The 24164-nt window shown below is 32.0% G+C and carries 21 protein-coding genes; 2 read left to right on the forward strand and 19 right to left on the reverse strand.

Annotation, left to right across the window (positions count from 1 at the left end):
* Positions 1-5: 5 nt before the first annotated feature.
* From oraE to glyA, 9 genes are all read right to left on the reverse strand, one after another.
* A complete protein-coding gene (gene oraE / locus G9F71_RS15220) occupies positions 6-2222 on the reverse strand; it encodes a D-ornithine 4,5-aminomutase subunit OraE (protein ID WP_164950256.1) in 2217 nt (738 codons plus the stop codon).
* Complete coding sequence (locus tag G9F71_RS15225) at positions 2222-2587, reverse strand: ornithine aminomutase subunit alpha (protein WP_164950255.1); 366 nt, start codon at positions 2585-2587, stop codon at positions 2222-2224. The genes oraE and G9F71_RS15225 overlap by 1 nt, the downstream gene beginning before the upstream one ends.
* Positions 2588-2617: 30 nt before the next feature.
* Positions 2618-4030, reverse strand: a complete 1413-nt coding sequence (gene ortB / locus G9F71_RS15230; RefSeq protein WP_164943869.1) for a 2-amino-4-oxopentanoate thiolase subunit OrtB — start codon at positions 4028-4030, stop codon at positions 2618-2620.
* A 37-nt stretch (positions 4031-4067) separates the two neighbouring features.
* A complete protein-coding gene (ortA, locus tag G9F71_RS15235; protein WP_124999275.1) occupies positions 4068-4358 on the reverse strand; it encodes a 2-amino-4-oxopentanoate thiolase subunit OrtA in 291 nt (96 codons plus the stop codon).
* 239 nt (positions 4359-4597) lie between these two features.
* Positions 4598-5992, reverse strand: a complete 1395-nt coding sequence (locus G9F71_RS15240) for a sigma-54 interaction domain-containing protein (protein ID WP_164943870.1) — start codon at positions 5990-5992, stop codon at positions 4598-4600.
* Between the two features lie 139 nt (positions 5993-6131).
* Positions 6132-7640 carry an alanine/glycine:cation symporter family protein gene (locus tag G9F71_RS15245; RefSeq protein ID WP_164943871.1) on the reverse strand — a complete coding sequence of 503 codons (1509 nt, stop codon included), beginning with the start codon at positions 7638-7640 and terminating at the stop codon, positions 6132-6134.
* 208 nt (positions 7641-7848) lie between these two features.
* Positions 7849-8679, reverse strand: coding sequence for a DNA-binding domain-containing protein (locus tag G9F71_RS15250; RefSeq protein WP_124999269.1), 831 nt, complete (start codon positions 8677-8679; stop codon positions 7849-7851).
* Positions 8676-9944 carry an ATP-binding protein gene (locus G9F71_RS15255; protein ID WP_164950254.1) on the reverse strand — a complete coding sequence of 423 codons (1269 nt, stop codon included), beginning with the start codon at positions 9942-9944 and terminating at the stop codon, positions 8676-8678. Before G9F71_RS15255 ends, G9F71_RS15250 begins: the two co-directional genes overlap by 4 nt.
* A gap of 170 nt (positions 9945-10114) precedes the next feature.
* Complete coding sequence (gene glyA / locus G9F71_RS15260) at positions 10115-11341, reverse strand: serine hydroxymethyltransferase (RefSeq protein WP_164950284.1); 1227 nt, start codon at positions 11339-11341, stop codon at positions 10115-10117.
* A 405-nt stretch (positions 11342-11746) separates the two neighbouring features.
* On the opposite strand from glyA, the gene G9F71_RS15265 reads away from it, so the two are divergent.
* Together G9F71_RS15265 and G9F71_RS15270 are read left to right on the forward strand one after the other, a co-directional pair.
* Entirely contained in the window at positions 11747-12520 is a 774-nt protein-coding gene (locus tag G9F71_RS15265) for a threonine/serine exporter ThrE family protein (protein WP_164950253.1), read from the forward strand.
* Positions 12517-12942 carry a threonine/serine exporter family protein gene (locus G9F71_RS15270; RefSeq protein WP_124999263.1) on the forward strand — a complete coding sequence of 142 codons (426 nt, stop codon included), beginning with the start codon at positions 12517-12519 and terminating at the stop codon, positions 12940-12942. Before G9F71_RS15265 ends, G9F71_RS15270 begins: the two co-directional genes overlap by 4 nt.
* Before the next feature lie 31 nt (positions 12943-12973).
* Here G9F71_RS15270 and G9F71_RS15275 read toward each other — a convergent pair whose 3' ends face one another.
* The 10 genes from G9F71_RS15275 to secF form a co-directional block, all read right to left on the reverse strand.
* Positions 12974-13261, reverse strand: coding sequence for a metal-sensitive transcriptional regulator (locus G9F71_RS15275; RefSeq protein ID WP_224617608.1), 288 nt, complete (start codon positions 13259-13261; stop codon positions 12974-12976).
* Between the two features lie 229 nt (positions 13262-13490).
* On the reverse strand, positions 13491-15275 hold the full coding sequence (aspS, locus tag G9F71_RS15280) for an aspartate--tRNA ligase (RefSeq protein ID WP_164950252.1): 1785 nt from the start codon (positions 15273-15275) through the stop codon (positions 13491-13493).
* Between the two features lie 55 nt (positions 15276-15330).
* Positions 15331-16584, reverse strand: coding sequence for a histidine--tRNA ligase (hisS, locus tag G9F71_RS15285; protein ID WP_164950251.1), 1254 nt, complete (start codon positions 16582-16584; stop codon positions 15331-15333).
* A 90-nt stretch (positions 16585-16674) separates the two neighbouring features.
* Positions 16675-18102, reverse strand: a complete 1428-nt coding sequence (locus G9F71_RS15290; RefSeq protein WP_164950250.1) for a coproporphyrinogen III oxidase — start codon at positions 18100-18102, stop codon at positions 16675-16677.
* Positions 18103-18157: 55 nt separating this feature from the next.
* On the reverse strand, positions 18158-18766 hold the full coding sequence (locus G9F71_RS15295) for an MBL fold metallo-hydrolase (protein WP_164943878.1): 609 nt from the start codon (positions 18764-18766) through the stop codon (positions 18158-18160).
* Between the two features lie 10 nt (positions 18767-18776).
* The gene (gene dtd, locus G9F71_RS15300; protein ID WP_164943879.1) at positions 18777-19223 is read right to left on the reverse strand and encodes a D-aminoacyl-tRNA deacylase; all 447 of its coding nucleotides are present in this window, start codon (positions 19221-19223) and stop codon (positions 18777-18779) included.
* Between the two features lie 33 nt (positions 19224-19256).
* A complete protein-coding gene (locus tag G9F71_RS15305; RefSeq protein ID WP_164950249.1) occupies positions 19257-21458 on the reverse strand; it encodes a RelA/SpoT family protein in 2202 nt (733 codons plus the stop codon).
* A 119-nt stretch (positions 21459-21577) separates the two neighbouring features.
* A complete protein-coding gene (locus tag G9F71_RS15310; RefSeq protein ID WP_164950248.1) occupies positions 21578-22096 on the reverse strand; it encodes an adenine phosphoribosyltransferase in 519 nt (172 codons plus the stop codon).
* 151 nt (positions 22097-22247) lie between these two features.
* The gene (locus G9F71_RS15315; RefSeq protein ID WP_164950247.1) at positions 22248-23126 is read right to left on the reverse strand and encodes a DHH family phosphoesterase; all 879 of its coding nucleotides are present in this window, start codon (positions 23124-23126) and stop codon (positions 22248-22250) included.
* A gap of 155 nt (positions 23127-23281) precedes the next feature.
* On the reverse strand, positions 23282-24160 hold the full coding sequence (gene secF / locus G9F71_RS15320) for a protein translocase subunit SecF (protein ID WP_164950246.1): 879 nt from the start codon (positions 24158-24160) through the stop codon (positions 23282-23284).
* Positions 24161-24164: the final 4 nt, after the last annotated feature.

Raw genomic sequence — 24164 nt, forward strand, 5'->3', positions numbered from 1 at the left:
CCCTTTTATGCTTCTTCTTCCTCTTCTTCATTATCAGCAATACCCATTAACCTTTTAATTATGAAGGATGCAACAGCTGTACCATTTGATCCACGGCCAAATCCAACATCCATACCATTTTCTTTAGCTATATCATCTGTTACTTGTGTACCACCAGAAACAAGTATAATTTTATCTCTTACTCCTTTTTCGATGCATAAATCATTAAGCTTTCTCATGTTCTTTATATGCACATCATTATGAGAGATGATTGTACTACATAGTATTGCTTGAGCTTTTGATTCTATAGCGGCATCTACTAATTTTTCTATTGGGCAGGAGGTTCCAAGGTAAACTGCTTGTATACCAAATCTTTCAACTCCACCATGTTTTATATCAATAACTTCTCTGAGTCCTACTGAATGTTCATCTTCACCTACAGTAGCTGCGGCAACTTTTATTGGGTGCTCTTTTACATAATCTTTCATAACTTGATTTGATAACACTTTTCTTCTCTTAGGAAGTACTAATTCATCACGTTTTACAGGAGTAAAATCGCAAACACCCTTAATTTCTACAAGACAACCTTCAGATTTTTGCAGAACTTGTTTATGAAGAACTTCAACATTTTTAAGATTCATTCGCTTGCCCATTTCAAGGGCTGCAGCCTCACTAATCTGCTCATTTTCTGGTATAAATAGAGTAACTTTAACGTACCCGTCTTTTGCCCATTGAACTTCTGGAATAATAGTACCATCTTCTTTAACTTTTTCCATTCTCTTAAATACATTATCATTTTCATCTAATTCATCAATATATTGAATTTTTGAATGGTTGCATAAGGTACATTCATGGATTGCATCACAAGCTTTTTTATATTCACTCGGAACATTATTAAAGCCAAAATGACCACAAACTGGTGCAAAATAATCACTGTCTCTTAAAACTATTGTGGAAGCAGCATCTCCGCCATCCATCTTTCTTGCAATACCATCATCATTTCTTTCAGGATACTCGCCTGAATCTATAAAGAATCCAGCATCAACTGATTTAAAATAACCCCCTACTTCTATCATTTCTTCAAGGAACATTATGGCTCTTTCTTCAAGTTCTCTAGCTTTTTCAGGTAAATATCCAGTCTTCTTAAGTTCTATCATGTCCATTAGACCATCCATACCTAAAAAGGATTGTTTTGTAGTATTTATAGCATGAATATTATTATAATGCCATGGAACATTACGTCCTTCATCAGGAGTTATAGTACTTTGAATGTCCACGGAAGTTAATTCTGATATTAACAAATTCAATGTATGACCAACTGTAGCCTCTCTTTCACAAGATTCCACATATTTTGTATTCATCTGAGCTCTCATTTTGTACTTTTTAAAGAAATGTCTAAGCGCCACTGCATAAGGCAAATCATATCTCATACAAGGTGCTGGTGCTGAAGTTGGTGGTACAGTAGATAATGCAATATTTTCTGGTTTCATTCCTACCATTTCTGAAAAACAAGAATTTATAGCATGTTGAACCATTAGCTCTGGCATTACCTTATAGCCCTTCATAGCTGTTGCATTGGCATTATGTGCACCGTCTATTTGAAGGATATTTGCCCAGCACATTACACCTTTTGCTACTGCTGCATCTACAAAGGATCTATACATATTTATATTTCTATAAAGCACATTGTATTGTGGATCTTGATGAGCTCCATTAACACCTTCTTCTGCGAACATAACTGCTACATCTGGACCTGCCACACCTGATACATAGGAATGGAAATTAATTCTTCTTCCTACTTCTTCTTCTATTAAATCTATAGCTTTTCTTGTTGCTCTAACCTCTTTTCTAGTTATTGGAACTCCACCTATACCTTCTGGGCTTCCTTCAAGTAATCCATCAAAATGACTTTGCCCCATTGTCCTTATAACCATTAAATGATCCGCACCATGCCATGCAGCCATTCTCATTCTTCTTATATCATCTTCAAATCTTCCTGAAGCTATTTCTGTAGTAATAACAGGTCTTGGTTGTGGGTCTATACCCTCAAAGCTTCTTGCTGCTGGAAGACCATGGCTTTTCTTTAGTGGAGCTGATATTTCATGGTATGTAAACTCTCCTACTTTTCCTTCTTTATTTTCTTCTCTCCAGTGCCAGCCTCTCCATTTTGGTTCATATTTATCTAAGTCTTTTAATATTTCTTCCACATTAAGTTTTATATTTTCTTCTAACTTTTCAACCATTACTTGTCACTTCCCTTCATTTTTTCTGATACTATATCCCAGCCTATTCCTCTGCACAATTCCTCTCCTGCTTTAAGGTAATCCATGTTCTTAAGTTTTGCATAAGTTAAAATAACATTTCCAATACCTTTCCCGAGTAAATTATACTTTGTACCATAATCAATTAATGGTTTTGCCTGCAAACTTGAAAATCCCATTCTGAGTACTACAGATCTCTCTATAGATGGTGATGTATGAGTATAGGCTAAATCCACAATAGGTTTTACAATTTTCTCAGTTAAGTTCCAAAATCTATCATATAATTGCTCCTCTGTAAGACCTTTTAAATGTTCCCTTCTTATTTCAAAATCATCTTCTCTTTTCATAAATTAAATTCCTCCTAAAAATTTTAGTACTTAATCTATTTCAATATTATGTTGTTTTAATATTTCAACTGTTTTTTCCATACTTAGTTTTGTTTCTAAGGATAAAAACCTGATATCAACTTTTTCCACCTTATTATCTATCAATTTGTTAAGGCAATTTTTTATGTAGGAATTTTTTAGCCCTTCCATATCAACATCTGTGACTGTTACTACTTCTGGATGAGATGGAATTACTATATTAACGCCTGGTATTTGCTCTTTAGGATCACCTACATAAACCTTAATGCCGTTATCTTTAGCAAAATTAAGCTGAGGTATTAAATGTTTTCCAGCTCCAGTATATTCAGTCTCTTGCACAACTATTATGGCATCATCATCGTATTCCTGAGCAATTGCAAAAGCTGCTACTAAAGATGTATTGCCTGCTGGTCCTCTTTCTAGCCCTTCAAGCCCCGCGAGTATTTCAGTCATCCAAAATACTTCACCTTGAGAGGTAGTTACATATCTATCCAAATATCTTAGTGGCCGTGCTGCACTTCTAGGTACATCCGACCTGTCAGGATTTGTCATGAACGGAATACCAAAGCCTGTATGACCTGTTGTAAACGATTTCTTATTAAAGTCTATATCTGAGGCCATATGAAGTCCGGAAAGATCAACCGATGCTCCTATTATTTTCGTTTTCACAGCACCTGCCTTAATAAGCCCTCTTGCAGTACCAGTAACATTTCCACCACCTGCATGAGTTATAATAACTGCATCAGGATCTTTACCAAATTTTTCTCTACACTGCTCAGCTATTTCATATCCTAGTGTTTCAATTCCAGCTACACCGTAAGAAGAATATAAAGACGCATTATAATATTTTGTATCTTCAAGTATTTTTAGGTAAGTATAAAACAATTCAGGTCCTACGGAAAGCCTAATAACTTCTGCTCCAAGTCCCTCACACTTTCTTCCCTTTTCTAATATTTCTGGCTGCCCTATTTTTTTTGAATCATAACATTCGTTTGCTATTATACATTTAAGACCCCTAATGTTGGCTTGTGATGCAACCGCTGCTCCATAATTACCTGAAGTAGCTGCTCCTACGCCAATGTATCCTCTCTTCATTGCATCATATACAGATATAGATGCTCGTCTATCTTTAAAACTACCAGAAGGATTACAACTTTCATCCTTTGCAAATATTCTAGCTGCATGTCCAGTTTTTGAAGTCTTCCTTGCAAGTTTTGTAATGTTTTTCAGCTCTATTAACGGAGTATTTCCTACCCCTACCTCATTTTGAATTTCTTTAACTTCCTCTAAGCAATATCCAACATCTTTCATTAATCCTTCATAATCAAAGGAAAGTTTGCCAGTTTCATATTTACTATAATCTATTCCTATAGATTTAAGAATTATTTCATTCTTACGTTCCATAAGCTCTTCATATTTATTCACCCTTTATTACCTCCTCTTAAATTATCATTAAACCTTACTATTTTGCTATTATTTCTCTAGCTTGTTTTCCTATATTACTTATTTCTTCAACATATTTGCCATAGGTATGGTAGTATCCTGGCTCTATGTCTACAACTTCCCCGCTAGAAATTCTGCCTATATTAGTTTCAATTTGTACCTTATCTCCAAGTTCACAATCGCTAAGGCACTTTCCGCGTGTCCAGCTCTTAAGTGGAGTTTTTTTTGTCTCATCTGGTATATTTGTAGCTCTATCTTCTGGTAGCAAAACGATTTCTTCTACTTCAACCCAGGTGCCTTTTTTTATCATAATTTTTACCTCCCATATTTGAAAGTATTTTATTTATATAGAGCAATTTCTGTGCCAAATAGAAAACACATGTATCTAAGCCAGTGCTTAAATACATGTGTTTATTATTCGCAAAATATTCTGCATATTTTTTATATAACTCAAAATTAAAATTGGTTATTTATGGTTGTCCATCTGTTTACTTGGGTTTCTATGTATGCATAATATTTTGCATACATAGCAAGAATTCTTGCTTTTTTTTAATATTCTACTAATATTTTATGTATTTTTATTTTATATTGAAGATTTTGTCTCGAAATGCCAAGTTGCCTAGCCGCTTTACTAACATTAAATTTATTCTTTTTTAATGATTTTTCTATTATGGTCTTTTCGATTTCACTCATATAATTTTCTAAATGGAAGTTCCCATCATCATTTGTGATAATGTCTTGAGCATTGTTACTATTATCACAGGCTATTCTAAAATCAAAATAGTTTTCTGTTAAAATGGAATTGTAGTCTGCCATATTTATTGCAGCTTCAATAACATTTGTCAGCTCACGCACATTTCCTGGCCAATTATATTCTTGAAGTTTTTTCATCATAACTTCATCAATACCTATTATATTTTTACATAGAATTTTGTTATATCTTTCAATTAACTTATTCACAAATATAGGGATATCATCTTTTCTCTCTTTTAGTGGAGGTATATTTATTCTGAGTACACATAACCTATAATAAAAATCTTTTCTTAATTTACCACTTTCAATAAGTTTCTCTGGTTCCTCATTTAAAGTAGCTATTATTCTTACATCAATATCTATACTTTTAGTACCTCCAATGGGCCTTATATACCCCTCTTGCAGTACTCTTAAAAGTTTAGATTGAAGATAAGGTTCTAGTGAATTAACTTCATCTAATAAAATGGTCCCATGATTTGCCTCCTCAAATAATCCTTTTTTATTTTCTGCCCCTGTAAAAGCACCCTTTTCTGTACCGAAAAGCATTCCCTCTAGAAGTAGTGCAGGAATGGCTGCACAATTTATAGGTATGAAAGGCTTATTTTTTCTTAACCCATCATAATGAATACTTTGAGAAAACACTTCTTTACCTGATCCAGTTTCTGCATATATTAATACAGAGGAACTTGACATACTAGCTTTTTTAGCTTTTTCAATAGCAGTTTTCATAATAGGATTATCACCATATATATCACTAAAAGTATAATGACTATTAATTTTTTTATCTAGATTTTGCAATTTACAAATACTTTCAGTTAGCTCTTTTAACTGAGTCATATCTTTTGCTATTTCAATCACCGCTATAACCTTATTATCTAGGGTTACTGGCACTGTAGTATTTATAGTAGTGACTTTTTTCTTATATCCATTGCCATAATGTTGTATTAAGCCCACAATTTTTTCACCAGTCTTTAATACATTCATAAGGGTAGAATCATCTTCTTTTACATCCTCTAAATACTCACTAACTTTTTTACCTAAGACTTCACTAGGCTTTATACCTTCTACTTTTCCCATGACAGTATTATAATATATAGTCTTGCCATCCTTATCTACTACTTGAATTCCTTCCTCCAAATTTTCTAATAGACATTCTAGTATTTTTTCTGCATTTAGAATTTCACTATCCATATTACCCCTCCCTAATGGAGTATTTACACTTTAAATTAATTATACCACATGGAATTTTATTGTAAATTTATTTTTAATCTAAAAAAAAACGAAATATATAGATTTTACTATACATTTCGCTAGTTGGTGGTACAATAATTTAAACCATTGGTTTATTAATATCTCCTACCTTTTCTTTCAATGCTGACAACTGTTCTCCATAGTTCTTTTCAACGATGTCATCCCATATTTCTGCACCCTTAATCCCGCATCTCTTAGGAACAAAAACAGGGTCTAAGCCCATCTTTTTTTGCTGCTCATAGTCTTTAAGAGTTGCAAAAACAGGTTTTGATAATAGTATAATAGCAATAATATTCAGCCATGCCATCATACCAACACCAATGTCTGCAAGATTCCAGGCCACACTCGATGTACGGATTGTTCCGTAAAATGTAGATATTATTAAAATGATTTTTGTGAGAAATGTAATTGTTTTAAATTTCTTATTTTTATTAAATAGATATGCTACATTACTCTCTGTATAATATCCAAATGCTAGCAATGTAGTGAAGGCAAAGAAGAATATTGCTATAGCAATAAATGGACTACCAAGACCGGGAATCATTGTGTTTATAGATTCTTGAGCGAAGGCAGTACCCACTCCAACTCCTGGAAGATGCTCCACTATAAACCCGCCAGCAGGATTTACAACATTATATTTCCCTGTAGAGAGTATCATAAGTGCAGTTGCAGTACAAACGAATAATGTATCCACATATACTGAGAAAGCTTGAACAAGACCCTGTTTTGCTGGGTGAGATACTTCAGCAGCTGCGGAAGCCTGTGCACCACTCCCCATTCCTGCTTCGTTAGAGTAAAGTCCCCTTTTTACTCCCCACATAACTGCATTTCCAAATATAGCACCGAATGCTGCATTAAGGTTAAATGCAGAACTGAAGATTAAACCAAGCATTGCTGGTACATTTTTAAAATTTATAACCAAAATAACTAAAGCAATTAGGATATAAGCACCTGCCATAAATGGAACAACTGCTCCAGCAAAATTACCTATTCTTTTAATTCCACCGAAAATTACAAATCCGAATAAAACAGCAACAAATACTCCTGTAATAATTGGAGAAATACCAAAAGCGTTTTTTGATGACTCTGCAATGTTAAATGCTTGGATACCTGGACCGGTAAAACCATTTCCTATAATGGTTACTATAGCGAACAGTATAGCAAAAGGTTTATTTTTCAGACCTTTTTCTATATAGTACGCCGGACCTCCACGGTAATCACCTGAAATGTCTTCTTTCCACACCTGGGCTAGTGCAGATTCTGCGTATGCCGAGCCTGCCCCTAAGAAAGCAATAATCCACATCCAAAAGATTGCTCCTGGACCACCATAGAATATTGCAGTAGCAACTCCAGCAATATTTCCAACACCTACTCGTCCACCTAATGCCATAGCAAAGCTTTGAAAAGACGAAACACCTTTTGTAGAGCTCTTTCCTCCAAACAATTGCCCCACCATGTCTTTAATTAGGCGTAGTTGTGGGAATTTCATTCGTAATGAAAAATAAATTCCAGATCCCAAACAAAGATAAATCAAACCCGTACTCCAAAGCAGACCCGCGATTTTACCTGTTAAAGTAGCAAAATCCATTTATTAAACCTCCCCTATAATATTTTTTTAATTTTAGCTATTCTGTAGATACATCCTTAAATTTTTTTAATCACTTTCCAAATCAAATAAATAATCGTTTTCTATTTATTTTTCCTCCATTATAATATGATCATTTCAAAAATACTCAATTTAAATCAAAAAAATATTCAGAATTCTGAATATATCTTATTGTTAATACTACTATTTTTCAGCCTATTTCACAATATAGTAGAAGTCCTTCAAAAAATTTATTTATAGAAATTTTGCCTCCAGTATTTTTTTTTCCTTTTATATAATCCATCTCAGCTTTCACGCTGGAAAAATCGAAAAGTACATTTGCATAAGTATTAAAAGTTTCATTCATATAGTCTTCAATTCCTAAGTTTGCCATATTCTCTAGTCCATTCTTAATGGACCTTCGAATCCTTTGTTTTACAATTTCTGGAGTGTCTCCAAAGCAAGTAAACAGTTCCTCTAAATTAGATTCGGAAAAGGATTTTTTTGTTTCAATTATGAGTGTACATATTTTGATTATATCTGTTGTTCCTTTTTCACCGAGCATTCCAAGAATACTTAAAATGTGTTTTACTTCCTTTAGGCTATCCTTTATATCCACATTGGGCTGTTCCGAGCTCTTTAACATTTTCTTTATATTAGACAACATCATTTTCATTTCAATTTTTTCTGCAACTTTTGAAATCACTTTTTCTACTTCAATTTTATTAATGGGTTTATTTATAAAAAATTCTATTCCTGATTTATATGAATCTGCGATAAGCTCACTATCTAAAACCTGAGATATCATAATAAAACAAATATCAGGTTTCAATATTTTAAGCTGCTGTACAAGAGTATTTCCATCCATTTTAGGCATGAGAAAATCTACAAGTACAATATCAGGGCTTAATAAAAGTATTTCGTTATAAGCAGTTTCGCCATTATTTGAGCACCCTATAACTTCAAATGAATTGTCTTCTTCTATTATATTAGTGAGTATTCTTACCATGCTTATGTCATCATCAGCAATATAGTATCTCATATAGCTTCTCCTTCCATTATATCTTCCTTTATTTTTATGGTAAATTCCGTTCCTTTACCCACTTTTGAATGAACTTCTATAGTACCTGAAAAAATATCATTAACAATGCTTTTTACATGGGCAAGTCCTATACCACGGCAAATGTCACCAGTCTCCGCATTAAATTTTGTTGAAAATCCAGGATTGAAAATATATTCAATATCTTTATCTTTTATACCTTTGCCACTATCGGATATAAGAAAAATATAGTACCCTTGGCTCTTTCTAATATAAATATTTATATTCCCATTTTTCATTTCTTCCATAGCTTCTATGCTATTGTAAATAAGGTTTCTCAATACGGAAACCAAATAAAAATGTTCCTTCACATTAAAATTATCTATTATTTCGAAGTTTAAACTTGCATTAGATTTATTTCTTTTTATATGCTCCTTTACATCCATCTCAATAATATTTGCCATATCTCTAATATTCATTTTCACCTTATCCGTTTTTTCTCCAACCATTTCTTCTAATCCTTTTATAACACTGATATAATCCTTTTTTATTTCATGTACATCTTTTGCTATATCAAGAGAAATGTTTTTTAAATCTAAGGGATAGTTTTGCTGCGATATAACTTTATAAAGAGAATAGGCTTTTTTCATAACATCTTCAATATCCGAATTATTTTTGTTCATAAAATAAATTTCACTTTTTACACTTGAAGTCATTAAAATTAATTTTCTATATCTTTCTTCATGCTCATCCTTTATCAGTAAGAATTTGTAATATTTCAGTAGTAATATTATAGATATTGCTATTGCAGTTCTTATAAAGGCTATAATTGCTAAATCTTGGAACAATATATAGCTATACCCCTTGAAACAAAGCATTATGTTAATTTCTATAATGTTTGAAATAAAATCACAGAAAAATACCGAAAAAAATAAATCTGTTAAATTCGTTTTTAGTTTCCTCAAATAGAATAAGTAAAATAATATTCCATAGCTAAAATAAAACAAAATATCAGCGCCTATAAATCCAAGGGTAGTATGTAAATTATTAGTCCCAACGTATACGAATATTCCTCTATAAAGGGGAGAAATTATACCAGTTGCAAATATAATTTCCATTGCATTAAATTCCTTATAAAAATAAATGAAAACAGGCAATATTACAACTGACAAGGTTATTATAAATCCTGGCACAAAAAAATTTATATTAACTTGAGATGCTAAGGCGATGCCTATAGAAATAATAAAAATGGATTTTATCTTTTTCATGAGTTTCTCCCTTATATACAAAAATATAATATCATTATATATCAAATTAATTAAATCTAACACTTTAAAGACCTTAAATTATTTTATAATAAATAAACAAAAGCACCTACTCCTAAGCAGATGCCATTGACTATACTATAAAATCATGTTTTATTTGCTACCCAATTGCACTAATATAAAGGAAACTTACTACATAATTGAACTACTTTTTCTCTAATCTCTTCTAAATTACCTTCTCTATTTTCTATAGTTTCATTCATAAGTTCCGCTATTATTTTCATTTCTGATTCCTTAAATCCTCTTGTAGTTACAGCAGGTGTTCCAATTCTTATACCACTTGTAACAAATGGGCTTAATGTTTCATTTGGTACAGTATTTTTATTTACAGTAATACCCACAAGGTCTAATAGCTTTTCTGCTTCTTTGCCAGTTATATTTTTATTTGTTAATTCTATAAGTAAAAGATGGTTATCTGTACCGCCTGATACTAATTTAAAACCATATTTTAAAAGCTCTTCACCTAGTACTTTTGCATTTTTAACTACTTGGTCAATGTAAACTTTGAATTCTGGTCTAAGAGCTTCTCCAAAACAAACAGCTTTAGCAGCTATAGTCTGCATTAATGGTCCACCTTGCATACCTGGGAAAATAGACTTGTCTATTTGTTTTGCATATTTTTCTTTACATAAGATTGCTCCACCCCTAGGTCCTCTTAATGTTTTATGAGTAGTAGTTGTAACAAAATCAGCATAAGGCACTGGAGACTGATGTGCTCCTGTTGCTACAAGCCCTGCTATATGAGCCATATCTACAAACATATAAGCTCCAACTTCATCGCATATTTCCCTAAAGGCTGCAAAATCTATAGCTCTTGGGTAAGCAGAAGCTCCAATAACTATCATCTTAGGATTATGTTCTTTAGCAAGTGCTAGCACTTGCGCATAATCTATAGTCTCTGTTTCTAGATTAACTCCATAAGGAATGAAGTTATATAAAATTCCTGAAAAGTTTACTTTACTCCCATGAGTTAAATGTCCACCATGACTTAAATTCATACCAAGTACTGTATCTCCTGGTTTTAGTACAGAAAAGTATACGGCCATATTAGCTTGTGAACCTGAGTGAGGTTGAACATTAGCATGCTCTGCACCAAAAAGTTCTTTCATTCTATCCCGTGCTAAATCTTCTACTTTATCCACTACCTCGCAACCACCATAATATCTTTTAGCAGGATAGCCTTCTGCATATTTATTAGTTAATATAGACCCATTTGCTTCCATTACAGCTTTGCTAACAAAATTTTCAGAAGCAATTAGTTCTATATGATCCTCTTGTCTTGCATCCTCCTCTTGAATAATTTCGTAAACTTTTAAATCACTGTTTTTTAAATATTCCATCATATAAGTACCCTTCCTCTCATCTTTTAAATTAAATTATTATTTTGGTTTCTAATTTTGAAATTAAATAAATTTTTGAAAATAATATTATACCCCTATTATAAAATTTAATAACCTATTAATCAACCTAAAGATGAAAATTTTCCCGAAATGTTCTGAATTATTTGGGAAATACCCTTATTATGAGATTTTAAAACACTTTCTAGCATATTACTACAGGTTTGTATGCTATTTTGCACTACAAACAATAACAAATAATTCAATTTTCGAAAAAATAATATTTTATTAGATTTATGGTATATAATGATAGTGCGAATTTATTATAATATAATAAACATAATTTTATATTTACGATTTATAATAGCTATAAAATCTAAAATTAATTTTATACTGAAAGGAGATACAATGCATATTGATGATATTATTCATGTAGCCACTGACGCTGGTAAAATTATACTCGAAAATGGTGGAGAAACTTATAGAGTTGAGCAAACAATTAGTATGATATGTAAGTCCTATGGCATACCACACACTGAAAGTTTTGTTACTCCCACGGGCATTATGGTTTCTATAACTAACAGTGAAAATAAAACCATTTCATTAGTTAGAAGAATAAATAATAGAACGGTTAATCTTCGTAAGGTTGAGATGATCAATAATCTGTCTAGAAAAATAGTTACAAAGCCCATATCCACATATAAAATGAAAAAAGAAATTGAATATATTAATAATATACCACCCTATTCTTATAAGACCACAACATTTTTTGCTGCTGGCTCTTCGGGATTTTTCACCTTGCTTTTTGGCGGAAATTATAAAGATTTTTTTGTATCCTTTATAATTGGAGCTCTTATAAATTATTCAGGTGGATATTTAGATAAATTAGAGGTAAATGGTTTTCTGAAAAATATGCTTGGTGGTGCCTTAGCTGCAACCGTAGCCCTTATAGCTGCAGCTTTAGGAATAGTTGGTAATATGGATACTATAATAATAGGGTCTATAATGATACTCGTACCTGGTATTTCTATAACAAATGCAATACGAGATACTATTGCTGGTGATTTAGTTTCTGGCGTATCACGGTCAATAGAAGCGCTATTCGTAGCTATCGCCATATCTGCAGGCACAAGTATAATTTTCAAAATATGGGTATTGTTATTTGGAGGTGGTTTAATATGATTCTTAATTCATTTTATGCTTTTTTAAGTTCTCTTGGTTTTGGAGTACTATTTAATATCAGAGGTAAAAACCTAATTATAGCATCAATTGGAGGAGGTCTTAGCTGGTTTACTTATCTTCTTTCCGCAAGACTACAACCCTCATTAGTTTTTTCATTGTTTCTAGCCTCCCTGATAGGTAGTGTTTACTCAGAAATAATGGCAAGGATTTATAAAAGTCCTGTGACCCTATTTATAATTTGTGCAATTATACCTCTTGTTCCAGGTGGTGGAATGTATTATGCAACTCTTGAAGCAGTAAAGGGGAATTTTGATGCTTCTCTATCCAAAGGTGTAGTAACTTTGTTTAGTGCAGGTGCCATTGCAATTGGAATAGTTTTTGTATCCTCCATAAGTACAATTTTCAAAAAAATAAAGAAGTGAAATTTGTTAACAAATTTTACTTCTTTATTTTTTATTTTAAAAACATAAGAAATGTTGAAACTAACTCCTGAATTTTTTCTTCTTCAATTGGGTCATCGTCGTGTAAAAGACAGTTTTTTGTATATCTCTCTAAAACTAAACCACCGACCTTACTCATAGCAGCGCGAGCAGCCGCAACTTGAACCAATATATTCTTGCAGCAAACTTCACTTGTCACCATCTTTTCTATACCCTTAACCTGTCCTTCAATTTTCCTTAGTCTCACTTGAATATCTCTCACTAGCTCATCATTCATTGCTTTATCTTTTTCCTTTGTCATTTTATCACTCCTATATATAATATAGTGAACCACTGTCCATGGTTAATTATAAATTTTAGTTCTATCATCATACCCGGTATAGGTACTATTTATAATTATAGCATCAGAATTATTACAAATCAAGAGGTAAGCAATGGAATTAATACATAAATTTTAAAATTATAAACGTAAAAACAGCATAATATAAGAATATTATGCTGTTTTTACTTAACTATATTCTATTGGTATATTACTTCTTTATCTCTGCTTTTGTGATACCTAATTCCTCAAGTTGCTTGTCATCAACCATATTTGGTGCCTGGGTCATTGGACAGAAAGCATTTTGATTTTTAGGGAAAGCTATTACATCTTTAATATTTTCTGTTCCGGCTAAGAACATTACTACTCTATCTAGTCCAAAAGCAAGTCCGCCATGTGGTGGTGGTCCAAATTTAAACGCTTCTAGTAAGAATCCAAATCTTTCCCATGCTTTTTCCTGAGTAAATCCTAAAACTTTAAACATAGTTTCTTGTAGGCTAGAATCATGTATTCTTATACTTCCTCCACCTAATTCTTCACCATTTAATACCATATCATAAGCTTTGGCCCTAACTCTACCTGGCTCTGACTCTAAATACTGTAAATCTTCATCCATTGGCATTGTAAACGGATGATGAGCTGCTACATATCTATTTTCTTCTTCGTTATAATCTACCAGTGGAAATTCTGTAACCCATACAAAATTAAATTCCACATTATCTTTTAATATTTCTAGTTCTTTAGCTAACTGTAATCTTAATGCACCTAATGATTGTAATACTATGCTATCTTTATCCGCAACAATAAGTACTAAATCTCCAGTCTTTGCTTCTACCTTATTTAATATAGCTTGCATTTGCGTCTCACTTAAGAACTTAGCTATAGGGGATTTAATCTCATCCTCTTTATACGCAATATAGGCAAGCCCTTTTGCTTTGTAAGTTTTAACAAACTCACCTAATTTGTCTAGTTTTTTTCTTCCCATATCTGCAGAATTCGCAACTTTTATAGCTCTTACTGACCCACCATTATCTATGGCATTTTTAAATACTACAAATTCACATTCACGTACTTCTTCACTAATATCCACTATTTCCATTCCAAATCTTAAATCAGGTTTATCTGAACCATATTTATCCATAGCCTCTTTGTATGTTATTCTTTTCATAGGAAGGATAACATCTTCATTTACTACTTCTTTAAATACTTTTTTAATTAGTGCTTCATTTACAGCTATAACATCTTCCTCTTCCACAAATGACATCTCTATATCTACTTGTGTAAATTCAGGTTGCCTATTTGATCTTAAATCCTCATCTCTAAAACATCTTGCAATTTGAAAATACTTATCATATCCAGACACCATTAATAATTGTTTGAACAATTGTGGTGATTGTGGAAGTGCATAAAAGTTTCCTGGGTAATTCCTACTTGGAACTAAATAATCACGAGCACCTTCTGGAGTACTTTTTGTAAGCATAGGTGTTTCTATTTCTAAAAAACCATTTTCGTCTAAAAAGTCACGAATTACCTTAGCTGTTTTATGGCGTATCATAAGGATTTTTTGCATATCTGGTCTTCTTAAATCAAGATACCTATATTTTAGACGTATATTTTCTGAGGCATCTAAATCTTCTTTTATATATATAGGTGGAGTTTCTGATTCAGACAATATCTTTATACTTTCTCCTTTAAGCTCTACTTGCCCTGTTGGCATATTATCATTGGGAGATTGTCTTTTAATTATTTCTCCAGTTATAGCAATACAGTACTCTGGTTTCACTAAATCCGCCTTTTCAAAAGCTTCTTTGTTTATTTCTTCTCCAAATACTACCTGTAATAGTCCTGTTCTATCTCTTAAATCGATAAAAACAAGTCCTCCTAAGTTTCTTTTTGTTCCAACCCAACCCATTACTGTTACTTTATTTGATATATGTGTTTCACGAAGATCGCCACACATATTTGTTCTTTTTAAGCCGTTTAATGCTTCTGCCATTTTGTTCCCTTCCTCTCTTTAATGTCAACCTTAACCTTAGTTTAAGGGTTGTAATTTATGCTTTTACTATATCAATAATTTCTTGTAACATATCTAATTTAATTTCAAACTGCTGCCTGTCAGACATTCTTTTTATTTTAGCAATTCTTGTTTTAATTTCATCTTCACCTAAAATAATTGTATAGTAGGCCTCAATCTTATTTGCATATTTCATTTGAGCTTTTACACTTTTGTCCATATGGTCGCATTCACATTTTATTCCCTTTTCGCGAAGAGAATTCACAATTTTAATTGCTTCACATTTAGATGCTTCATTCATAGAACCAACATAAAGCTCCATGTATTTTTCACTTGGAATCTCTATATTATTTTCTTCAAGTGACATTAGTAGTCTTTCGATTCCCATACCAAAACCCATAGCTGGAACATCTGGTCCACCTATTTGTTTAATTAAATTATCATATCTTCCACCACCGCAAAGTGCAAGACCATTTTTGTCAAGTACTTCAAATACAGTTTTGGTGTAATAATCAAGTCCTCTTACTATAAGTGGATCCACATCAAAGTGTATATCCATAACTCCTAGGTAATTTTTTAAACTTTCAAAATGAGTAGAACATTCGTAGCAAATGTAATCGGATATAATTGGGGCCCCACTAACTATTCCCTTACAACTATTAACTTTACAATCTAAAATTCTTAGTGGATTTTTTTCGAATCTGCTTTTGCAAGTTTCACAAAGCTCTTCATATTTATTCCCTAAAAATTCTTTTAATGCTTCATTATATTTTTTTCTACAACTCGGACATCCCATACTGTTGATTTTTAATTGAACACCTTCTATTCCAAGCTCTTTATATACTCTCATAACAAGGCTAATTACCTCAGCATCAATGGAGGCTTCCACCGATCCGCAAACTTCAACCCCAAACTGATGATGCTCTCTAAATCTTCCCTTTTGCATTTTCTCATATCTGAAACAAGGAGTAAAATAATATAATTTTGTAGGTTGCACCTCATTAAATAGACCATTTTCTATAAATGCTCTTACTGCAGGTGCTGTTCCCTCTGGTTTTAGTGTAATACTGCGTCCACCCTTATCTTCGAAAGTATACATTTCCTTTTGAACCACATCTGTAGTTTCTCCTACGCCTCTTTTAAACAATTCAGTATGTTCAAACATAGGTGTTCTAATTTCGCGACAACCATATACAGAACATAATTTTCTGAATAAATTCTCTACATACTGCCATTTATAAATATTTTCAGGTAGTATATCTTTAGTACCCTTAGGTGCTTGAATATCCATTTTATGCCTCCTCTTACTCCGTTGAAAATTGAGAATGAAAAGTTGAAAGTTTTAATTTTCCATTTTCAACTATAAACAAACTTTCAATTTTTAATTATACAAAGTTTCCAGTAAATCAATTTTCTTTTCTATCATCTCATCTATCCTTTTTATGTACTCGCGAACATCCTTAATATTTGCAAACCTTTCATGCCTGTTTTCTTCTAAAAAAACAACTTTACAAACAGCATCTGCACCAAGTGCTATAACTGTCTGCTTTTCTTCAATCATTTGAATATTATATATTCCTTCTTTACCCGGTGTTTTATATCCAATATTTTCCATATTACCCACCATATTTTTCTGCCTATACATATAATAAGGTTTCATATTAAGTTTTTTAGATAATTCTACCGTCTTCTCATACATTTGATTTAATTCTTCTTGACCAGGAATTACAAACCTATAGTTATTAAGCATCTTTTCATGGAGCTTAGAAGCTCTTTTTATAGACAAGCCATGAATTGTAATACTATCAGGTTTAATTTCAAATATTTTATCACAAGTTTTTATTATATGTGAAATCTTCTCCCCAGGAAGTCCTACTATTAAGTCCATATTTATATTATCAAACCCTAATTGCCTTGCCATATCAAACTTTTGAGTAACGCTATCTACGGAATGACTTCTACCAATTAATTTCAAGGTATCATCATTCATAGTTTGAGGATTAATACTTATTCTATGCACTCCATACTTTTTCATAGTAGTTAACTTATTAAAAGTTATACTGTCGGGCCTTCCGCATTCTACAGTAAATTCACGTACATTGTTATTCTGAGTAAAAGCTTCATAAATACATTTCATTATATATTCAAATTGCTCATCATTTACAGAAGTGGGGGTACCACCTCCAAAATAAACACATTCAATATTTAGCTTCTTTTCTTTGATGTAATTACTTATCTCTTTAATCTCATGAGACAGTGCCTCAAGATAAGGCTGTACTATGTCTTTGCAACTTTCTATAGGATTTGAAGCAAAAGAACAGTATAGACAACGTGTAGGACAAAAGGGCATGCCAATATAAACACTTATATTGTCCCTGTTTTTATTAACAATATTTCTCTCAAACTTTGCAACATCAATACAAAGTTGTGCTTTATCTTCTCTTGCAACATGTTTTTCTTTGAACTGTGCTATGATAGCTTCCTCCGAATATCCCTCTTGTAATAGTTCAAGAGCTTTTTTAGAAGGCCTAATTCCTATTAAGGTACCCCAAGGTAGCTGATTTTCTGTGCTCTTTGAAAAATATAAAAAAACAGCTTTTTTTACTTCATCCTTTAGTTTATAGGAATTATCAACTTTGTATTCAAAACTTTCAGAGCCTTTTTTTATTGTTACTATATCTTCCTTTACTTCAATATTAAAATCATAATTTTCTTCTACAAATTTAATATCAGCGAATAAAAAAAATAAATTTATCATTTGATATACATCATAATTAAATTCTGCATTATTTAATTTTACCTTAATCATTTTAACTCCTTACGAACCATAGTTTAAAAAATTCTTAGTCCTATAATGCTCTATATTAATCTTGTAAAAAAGGGTTGCTTAATTTTTCATTGTTTATTGTGCTACTTGGTCCATGACCAGGATACACTATGGTGGATTCAGGAAGGCACAAAAGTTTTAATTTTATACTCATAATTATAGTATTAAAATCTCCTCCTGCAAAATCTGTTCTTCCAATGGAACCTGCAAAAAGAGTATCTCCAGTGAAAACACAGTTTTCAACTTTAAAGCACATACCACCAGGTGTATGACCTGGTGTGTCTAAACAAGTGAACTCTAAGTTAGAAATTTTTATTACATCCCACTGCTTTAATAACTTATCTGCACCACCTTCAATAAGAGGACCAAATAAATACTCGCCCTTTGTTATTAAATCATCATCTGCTTTGCTTATACATACTGTTGCATTTGTGATGGCTTTTAACTGCGCCACACCAGTGGTATGATCTAAATGCCCATGAGTCAAAAGTATATACGTAACTTTCGCACCCATAATATCTATAGCACGAGTAATATCATCCACGTCTCCACCAGGATCTAGTACTACAGCTTCTTTTGTAGTCTCATCCATTACAATATAGCAATTTGATCCATATATTCCTGTAATAAGTCGTTTAATTTCCATTTTATACCTCCTAGAACTCTTTCTTGCTCTCTATAAGTAAAGTTACTGGTCCATCATTTTGTATAAAAACCTGCATATCTTCTCCAAAATCTCCGGTTTTAACATCACCTAATACTGCCTTGCACTGTTTAACAAATTCTAAATATAGTATTTTCGCTCCATCTCCACCAAGTGCTCTCATGAAATTCGGTCTTCTGCCTTTTCTACAATCCCCATATAGCGTAAATTGAGAAACCACAAGCATTTCTCCCTCTACGTCTATTAATGACTTATTCATTTTTTCATCTTCTTCAAAAATCCTAAGATTTAATATCTTATCTACTAGGTATTTTACATCGTCTTCCGTATCTTCCTCGCTAATACCTAGTAGAACATTTAAACCAAACCCTATTTCACTCCGTAATTTACCATCTACTTCAACCTTTGATGACTTTACTCTTTGCACTACTGCTCTCATAAATATTCATCTCCTAAATAGAAAAAATATCCTTTAGTTTTTAATTCTGTATACTTCTATTACCCCAGATAATTTAGTGATTTTCTTTTGCAATTCCTTCAAATGCTCTGTATCAGAAACTCTTAATTTTATATTTATTAAAGCCACATTATTTTTTAGTGTTTTTGCGTTAATTGAATATAACTGAGTTTTTGTTACTGTTATTACTTCCATTATGTCGGACAATAAACCATACCTATCATCTGCTTTAATTTCAATTTCAGTAATATAGCCTTTTCCCTCAGAAGCGCCCCAGCTTACTTCAACAACTTTATTAATTTCATTTTTCATTAAGGCTTCAACATTTTTACAGTCACATCTATGAACCGAAACTCCTCGTCCCTTAGTTATATAACCTATTATTTCATCTCCTGGAACTGGATTACAGCACTTAGCAAACCTTACAAGTACATTGCCCTCACCTTTGACTATTAACCCTTGAAAATCCAATTTCTTTTTCTCATCTTTAGCCGAAGTCTTGGTTATCTTTTGTTCAATGTCTTCTATTGTCAAATTTTCCGTTTTATTTTTATTTTCAAAAACCTCTCTCAATCTATTAACTACAGTGGAAGGCATAATATCCCCTACTCCAACATAAGCAAATAAATCATCAATAGCTTTAAAATTATATTTCTTGTATATTTTTTCTATGGCTTCACCCTTAGCAATTTCTCCAAAATTATGTCCTTGCCTTTTTGATTCTTTTTCTAATACTTCTTTACCCTTTTCAATGCTCTCTTCTCTTTTAGCCTTTTTAAACCAAGCTTTAATTTTACTTTTAGCTTGATTACTCTTTGTAATATTGAGCCAATCAATATTAGGGCCCTTAGGTGCAGGTGAAGTTACAATTTCAACTATTTCTCCAGTTTTTAGATGATATTCTAGTGGTACCATTCTCCCATTAACCTTTGCACCCATGCACCTATGACCTATATCTGTATGAATTCTGTATGCAAAATCAATTGGTGTTGCATCAAGTGGTAAATTAATAACCTCTCCCTTTGGCGAAAACACAAAAACTTCGTCAGAAAACAAATCAATTTTAAACCCTTCCATAAACTCTTCTGCGTCAAAGGTTTCCCCTTGCCATTCGAGAATATCTTTTAACCATGAAAGTTTAGAATCGAAAATTTCCTCATTATTTCCTTCTGTATTATCTTCATCCTCTGTGCCCTCTTTATATTTCCAATGAGCAGCAATACCATATTCTGCAGTTTTATGCATCTCATAGGTTCTAATTTGGATTTCAAAAGGTTTACCCTGTGGTCCAATTACTGTTGAATGAAGAGATTGATACATGTTGGGTTTAGGCATTGCAATATAATCTTTAAATCTTCCAGGAATTGGTTTATAAACTGTATGCACTATTCCTAGAGCTGCATAGCAATTTCCAATATCATTAACTAAAATTCTAACTGCAGTCAAATCGAAAACCTGATCTAAAGTTTTGTTTTTTTCAACCATTTTCCTGTAAATACTATAAAAATGTTTTGGCCTTCCATCAATATCAGCATCTATTCCTACAATATTTAAGTTGAATTTTAACTCTGTTATTATGTTGCTGATATTTTCTTCCCGCTCAACTCTTTTTTCTGCAATTTTCCGTACTAAATTATAATATTCATTTGGGTTTAAATATCTAAGTGATAAGTCTTCTAGTTCCCATTTTATTTTAGACATTCCAAGTCTATGGGCTAGTGGAGCATAAATATCCAAAACTTCTTTTGCCTTTAACTTTTGATTTGCAACAGGCATATATTTTAGCGTACGCATATTATGAAGTCTATCTGCAAGCTTAATAAGGATAACTCTAATATCCTTTGCCATAGCGAGTAGCATCTTGCGAATATTATCAGCTTGTTCTTCTTCCTTAGTTTTATATTTTATGAGACCAAGCTTTGTTACACCCTCAACTAAATTTGCTACTTCTATATTAAATTCCCTAGTTATATCTTCATAAGTATATACGGTGTCTTCAATTACATCATGAAGTAAGCCCGCAACAATAGTGCTAGTATCAAGCCCCATTTCTGCCAAAATACAGGCTACCTCCAATGGATGCACAATATAAGGCTCTCCTGATTCTCTCTTTTGCTCTTTATGCGCAGCATAAGAAAAATTAAAGGCCTTAACAATAAGCTCTTTATCTAGAATATTACAATTATTTTCAATCTTATATAATAGTTTTTCCAACATGCTTATACACTCCTAAAATCAAAGGCTGGTTTAATTAACCAGCCGATACTTTTTACTAATATTATATAATATTATGTAGAATTATGCAATTTTAATTTACTACATAAATTAAATAAGAATTAAATATCGTACTTTACAAGCGACATTATATCATAACCTTGTAATTTGTCTTTTCCATTAAGGTCTGTTAACTCAATTACAAAGTTTAAAGAAACAACTTCTCCACCCATTTGCTCTATAAGTTTTGTTACTGCTGCAACTGTTCCACCAGTAGCAAGTAAATCGTCCACTATAGCTACCTTTTGTCCAGGTTTTATGGCATCTGCATGAATTTCAAGTTTATCTGAGCCATATTCAAGATCGTACTCAATTTCTATAGTGTCATAAGGTAATTTGCAAGGTTTTCTAACTGGTACAAATCCTGCTCCAAGGGCATAGGCAACTGGTACACCAAATAAAAACCCTCTTGCCTCTGGTCCTACTATAACATCTATTTTTTTATCTTTTAAATATACTACCATTTCATCTATAGTGTATTTAAGGGCATTGTGATCTTGTAGTAAGGTAGTTATATCTTTAAAGCTGATACCTTTTTTCGGAAAATCCTCTATTATTCTAATACTATTTTTTAAATCCATGATAATTCCCCCCCAAAAAAATAAAGTCAACATGTACACCTGTACTAAAATCCGACTATTTTTTTCATCAATAGTGCTCATTATAATATATTATACTGCCTATTATATATTATAATGAGCTATTTATGCAACACAAAGATTATGTAGTATCTCACCTACCTATGAGACTATGTTTTAATTCCTTATCTAAGTACTTTGATATCTGTAGCGCTCTATTGCTATCTGAGGTAATAAATAACTCAACAACAATCTTAGCATTATCCATTCTTCCAACGGCATTAATGGTAGGCATTACTGTTAATGCTAATTTTGATACTGTATCTTCATTAATAACAAGAATATTATGAGTTTTTAGTAGTGCACAAAACCCATAATTATTTGTGCTTTTTAATTGCTTTATGCCTTCTTGCGTAAATATTCTATTCTCACTGTCAAGCTTTGTTTTACTAGAAATAGTACCTATCATTACCAAATCCATATATTTGTTTATGGATTTCATCTTGTAGTAGGATGATATTGCTTGTGCTATTTTAAAGGCTACTCCGCAGGCACATAACCCCTTGAAAGGATAATCACAACCCTTCTGTTTTGGATTCACAACAATGGTGTCTGGAGCTATATTAATGGGCTCATGAAAATCTGTGATTATAACATCAATCCCCATGTATTTGCATAATTCTATTTCACTGAAAGAATTTATGCCACAGCCTACGGTTATTATAAGTCCTGGACCTAAATATTTTATATGACTAGTAATATCACTTTCACATAAATCACGACTTTCACTACATTCACCCGGTATAAAATACTCAACATCAGCATTTAGAAACTTAAGCACGAGCATCAATAAGGAAATTGCCGTAATACTATCTACATCATAGAATCCATAAAGGACTATTTTTTCTCTTTCATTTATAGCTTTGACAATTCTAAATAATGCAGCCTCCATCCCTTTTAATAAAAATGGATTATACATATTATAATCTATAAAGTCATTATTATTCACCTGCATGTCTTTAAGATAATCCATTATAAAAACTCCTCAAAGTTAATAAAAAAATAAAATAAATTTTAAATTTCTTATTTAACAAAATTAAAAAAGACAAAGAAGTAATTAATACATCATACTTCTCTGTCTTTAATTTTTAACTATTTGAGCAAAAGTGTAACTCCAGCAATTGCCTCTTATGCTCTTGCTTTCTTAGTTTCCTTAATACTTCTTTTTTTAAGAATTACCCAAACTGGGCTCGCTATAAAGATTGAAGAATAGCATCCAACTAGTATACCGATTATTAATGGGAAACTAAGTTCTTGTATAGATGGTACAAATATATATACTGCAATTATAGTAAATAGTGTTGTAGCAACTGTATTTATTGATCTTGCCATAGTTTGTGTAACACTTGTATTTGTAATCTCTTCTATAGAAGATTTTCTCATATTTTTTTGATTTTCTCTTATTCTATCAAATATAACTATAGTATCATTAATAGAGTAACCAACTACAGTAAGAATAGCTGCTATAAAAGTTGCATTTACTTGTATTCGGAATACTGCGTATACTCCAATCATAATTAGAATATCGTGCAATAATGCAATTATTGCTGCAGCGCCAAACTTAAATTCAAATCTTATACCGATATATATCAGCATACAAATTATAGCAATAATCAAACCAGTTATCGCCTTTGTTTTTAATTCAGTACCAACAGATGCACCAATTGTATTTTCTGTAAGCAATTCACTAGATTTAAACTGAGTCTTAATTTCTTTTACCATGGTTGCTGTTTGATCAGCGGTAAGCGCATCACTCTTTACGGTTATTTCCAAATTTTTGCCTTCATCTAATGTTTTTGACAAATATTGATTTTTTGCATGTTTATCTATTATTTTATCTACATCTGCTTTTACAAAAGCCTGATTCATCTTTATATCAAGTTTTGTACCACCTTTAAAATCTATACCTAGGTTTAGTCCTTTTGTTACCATGAATCCCATTCCTATTATAATAACGAATAGAGACATAGCAAACCATAATTTAGTTTTTTCAACTATTTTTAGCATATGC

It is taken from the genome of Clostridium sp. FP2 (assembly GCF_011065955.2).
GTDB classification, from domain to species: domain Bacteria; phylum Bacillota; class Clostridia; order Clostridiales; family Clostridiaceae; genus Clostridium_AD; species Clostridium_AD tagluense.

Bases quoted from the DNA above. Each gene is read 5' to 3' on its own strand.
- hisS (WP_164950251.1), bottom strand. From the start codon at position 16,584: ATGGATATTCAAGCACCTAAGGGTACTAAAGATATACTACCTGAAAAT.
- G9F71_RS15270 (WP_124999263.1), top strand. From the start codon at position 12,517: ATGATTCTTAATTCATTTTATGCTTTTTTAAGTTCTCTTGGTTTTGGA.
- G9F71_RS15295 (WP_164943878.1), bottom strand. From the start codon at position 18,766: ATGGAAATTAAACGACTTATTACAGGAATATATGGATCAAATTGCTAT.
- G9F71_RS15240 (WP_164943870.1), bottom strand. From the start codon at position 5,992: ATGGATAGTGAAATTCTAAATGCAGAAAAAATACTAGAATGTCTATTA.
- G9F71_RS15290 (WP_164950250.1), bottom strand. From the start codon at position 18,102: ATGATTAAGGTAAAATTAAATAATGCAGAATTTAATTATGATGTATAT.
- aspS (WP_164950252.1), bottom strand. From the start codon at position 15,275: ATGGCAGAAGCATTAAACGGCTTAAAAAGAACAAATATGTGTGGCGAT.
- G9F71_RS15255 (WP_164950254.1), bottom strand. From the start codon at position 9,944: ATGAAAAAGATAAAATCCATTTTTATTATTTCTATAGGCATCGCCTTA.
- G9F71_RS15310 (WP_164950248.1), bottom strand. From the start codon at position 22,096: ATGGATTTAAAAAATAGTATTAGAATAATAGAGGATTTTCCGAAAAAA.
- glyA (WP_164950284.1), bottom strand. From the start codon at position 11,341: ATGGAATATTTAAAAAACAGTGATTTAAAAGTTTACGAAATTATTCAA.
- ortA (WP_124999275.1), bottom strand. From the start codon at position 4,358: ATGATAAAAAAAGGCACCTGGGTTGAAGTAGAAGAAATCGTTTTGCTA.
- G9F71_RS15245 (WP_164943871.1), bottom strand. From the start codon at position 7,640: ATGGATTTTGCTACTTTAACAGGTAAAATCGCGGGTCTGCTTTGGAGT.
- G9F71_RS15315 (WP_164950247.1), bottom strand. From the start codon at position 23,126: ATGGATTATCTTAAAGACATGCAGGTGAATAATAATGACTTTATAGAT.
- oraE (WP_164950256.1), bottom strand. From the start codon at position 2,222: ATGGTTGAAAAGTTAGAAGAAAATATAAAACTTAATGTGGAAGAAATA.
- G9F71_RS15225 (WP_164950255.1), bottom strand. From the start codon at position 2,587: ATGAAAAGAGAAGATGATTTTGAAATAAGAAGGGAACATTTAAAAGGT.
- G9F71_RS15250 (WP_124999269.1), bottom strand. From the start codon at position 8,679: ATGAGATACTATATTGCTGATGATGACATAAGCATGGTAAGAATACTC.
- dtd (WP_164943879.1), bottom strand. From the start codon at position 19,223: ATGAGAGCAGTAGTGCAAAGAGTAAAGTCATCAAAGGTTGAAGTAGAT.
- G9F71_RS15305 (WP_164950249.1), bottom strand. From the start codon at position 21,458: ATGTTGGAAAAACTATTATATAAGATTGAAAATAATTGTAATATTCTA.
- secF (WP_164950246.1), bottom strand. From the start codon at position 24,160: ATGCTAAAAATAGTTGAAAAAACTAAATTATGGTTTGCTATGTCTCTA.
- G9F71_RS15265 (WP_164950253.1), top strand. From the start codon at position 11,747: ATGCATATTGATGATATTATTCATGTAGCCACTGACGCTGGTAAAATT.
- G9F71_RS15275 (WP_224617608.1), bottom strand. From the start codon at position 13,261: ATGACAAAGGAAAAAGATAAAGCAATGAATGATGAGCTAGTGAGAGAT.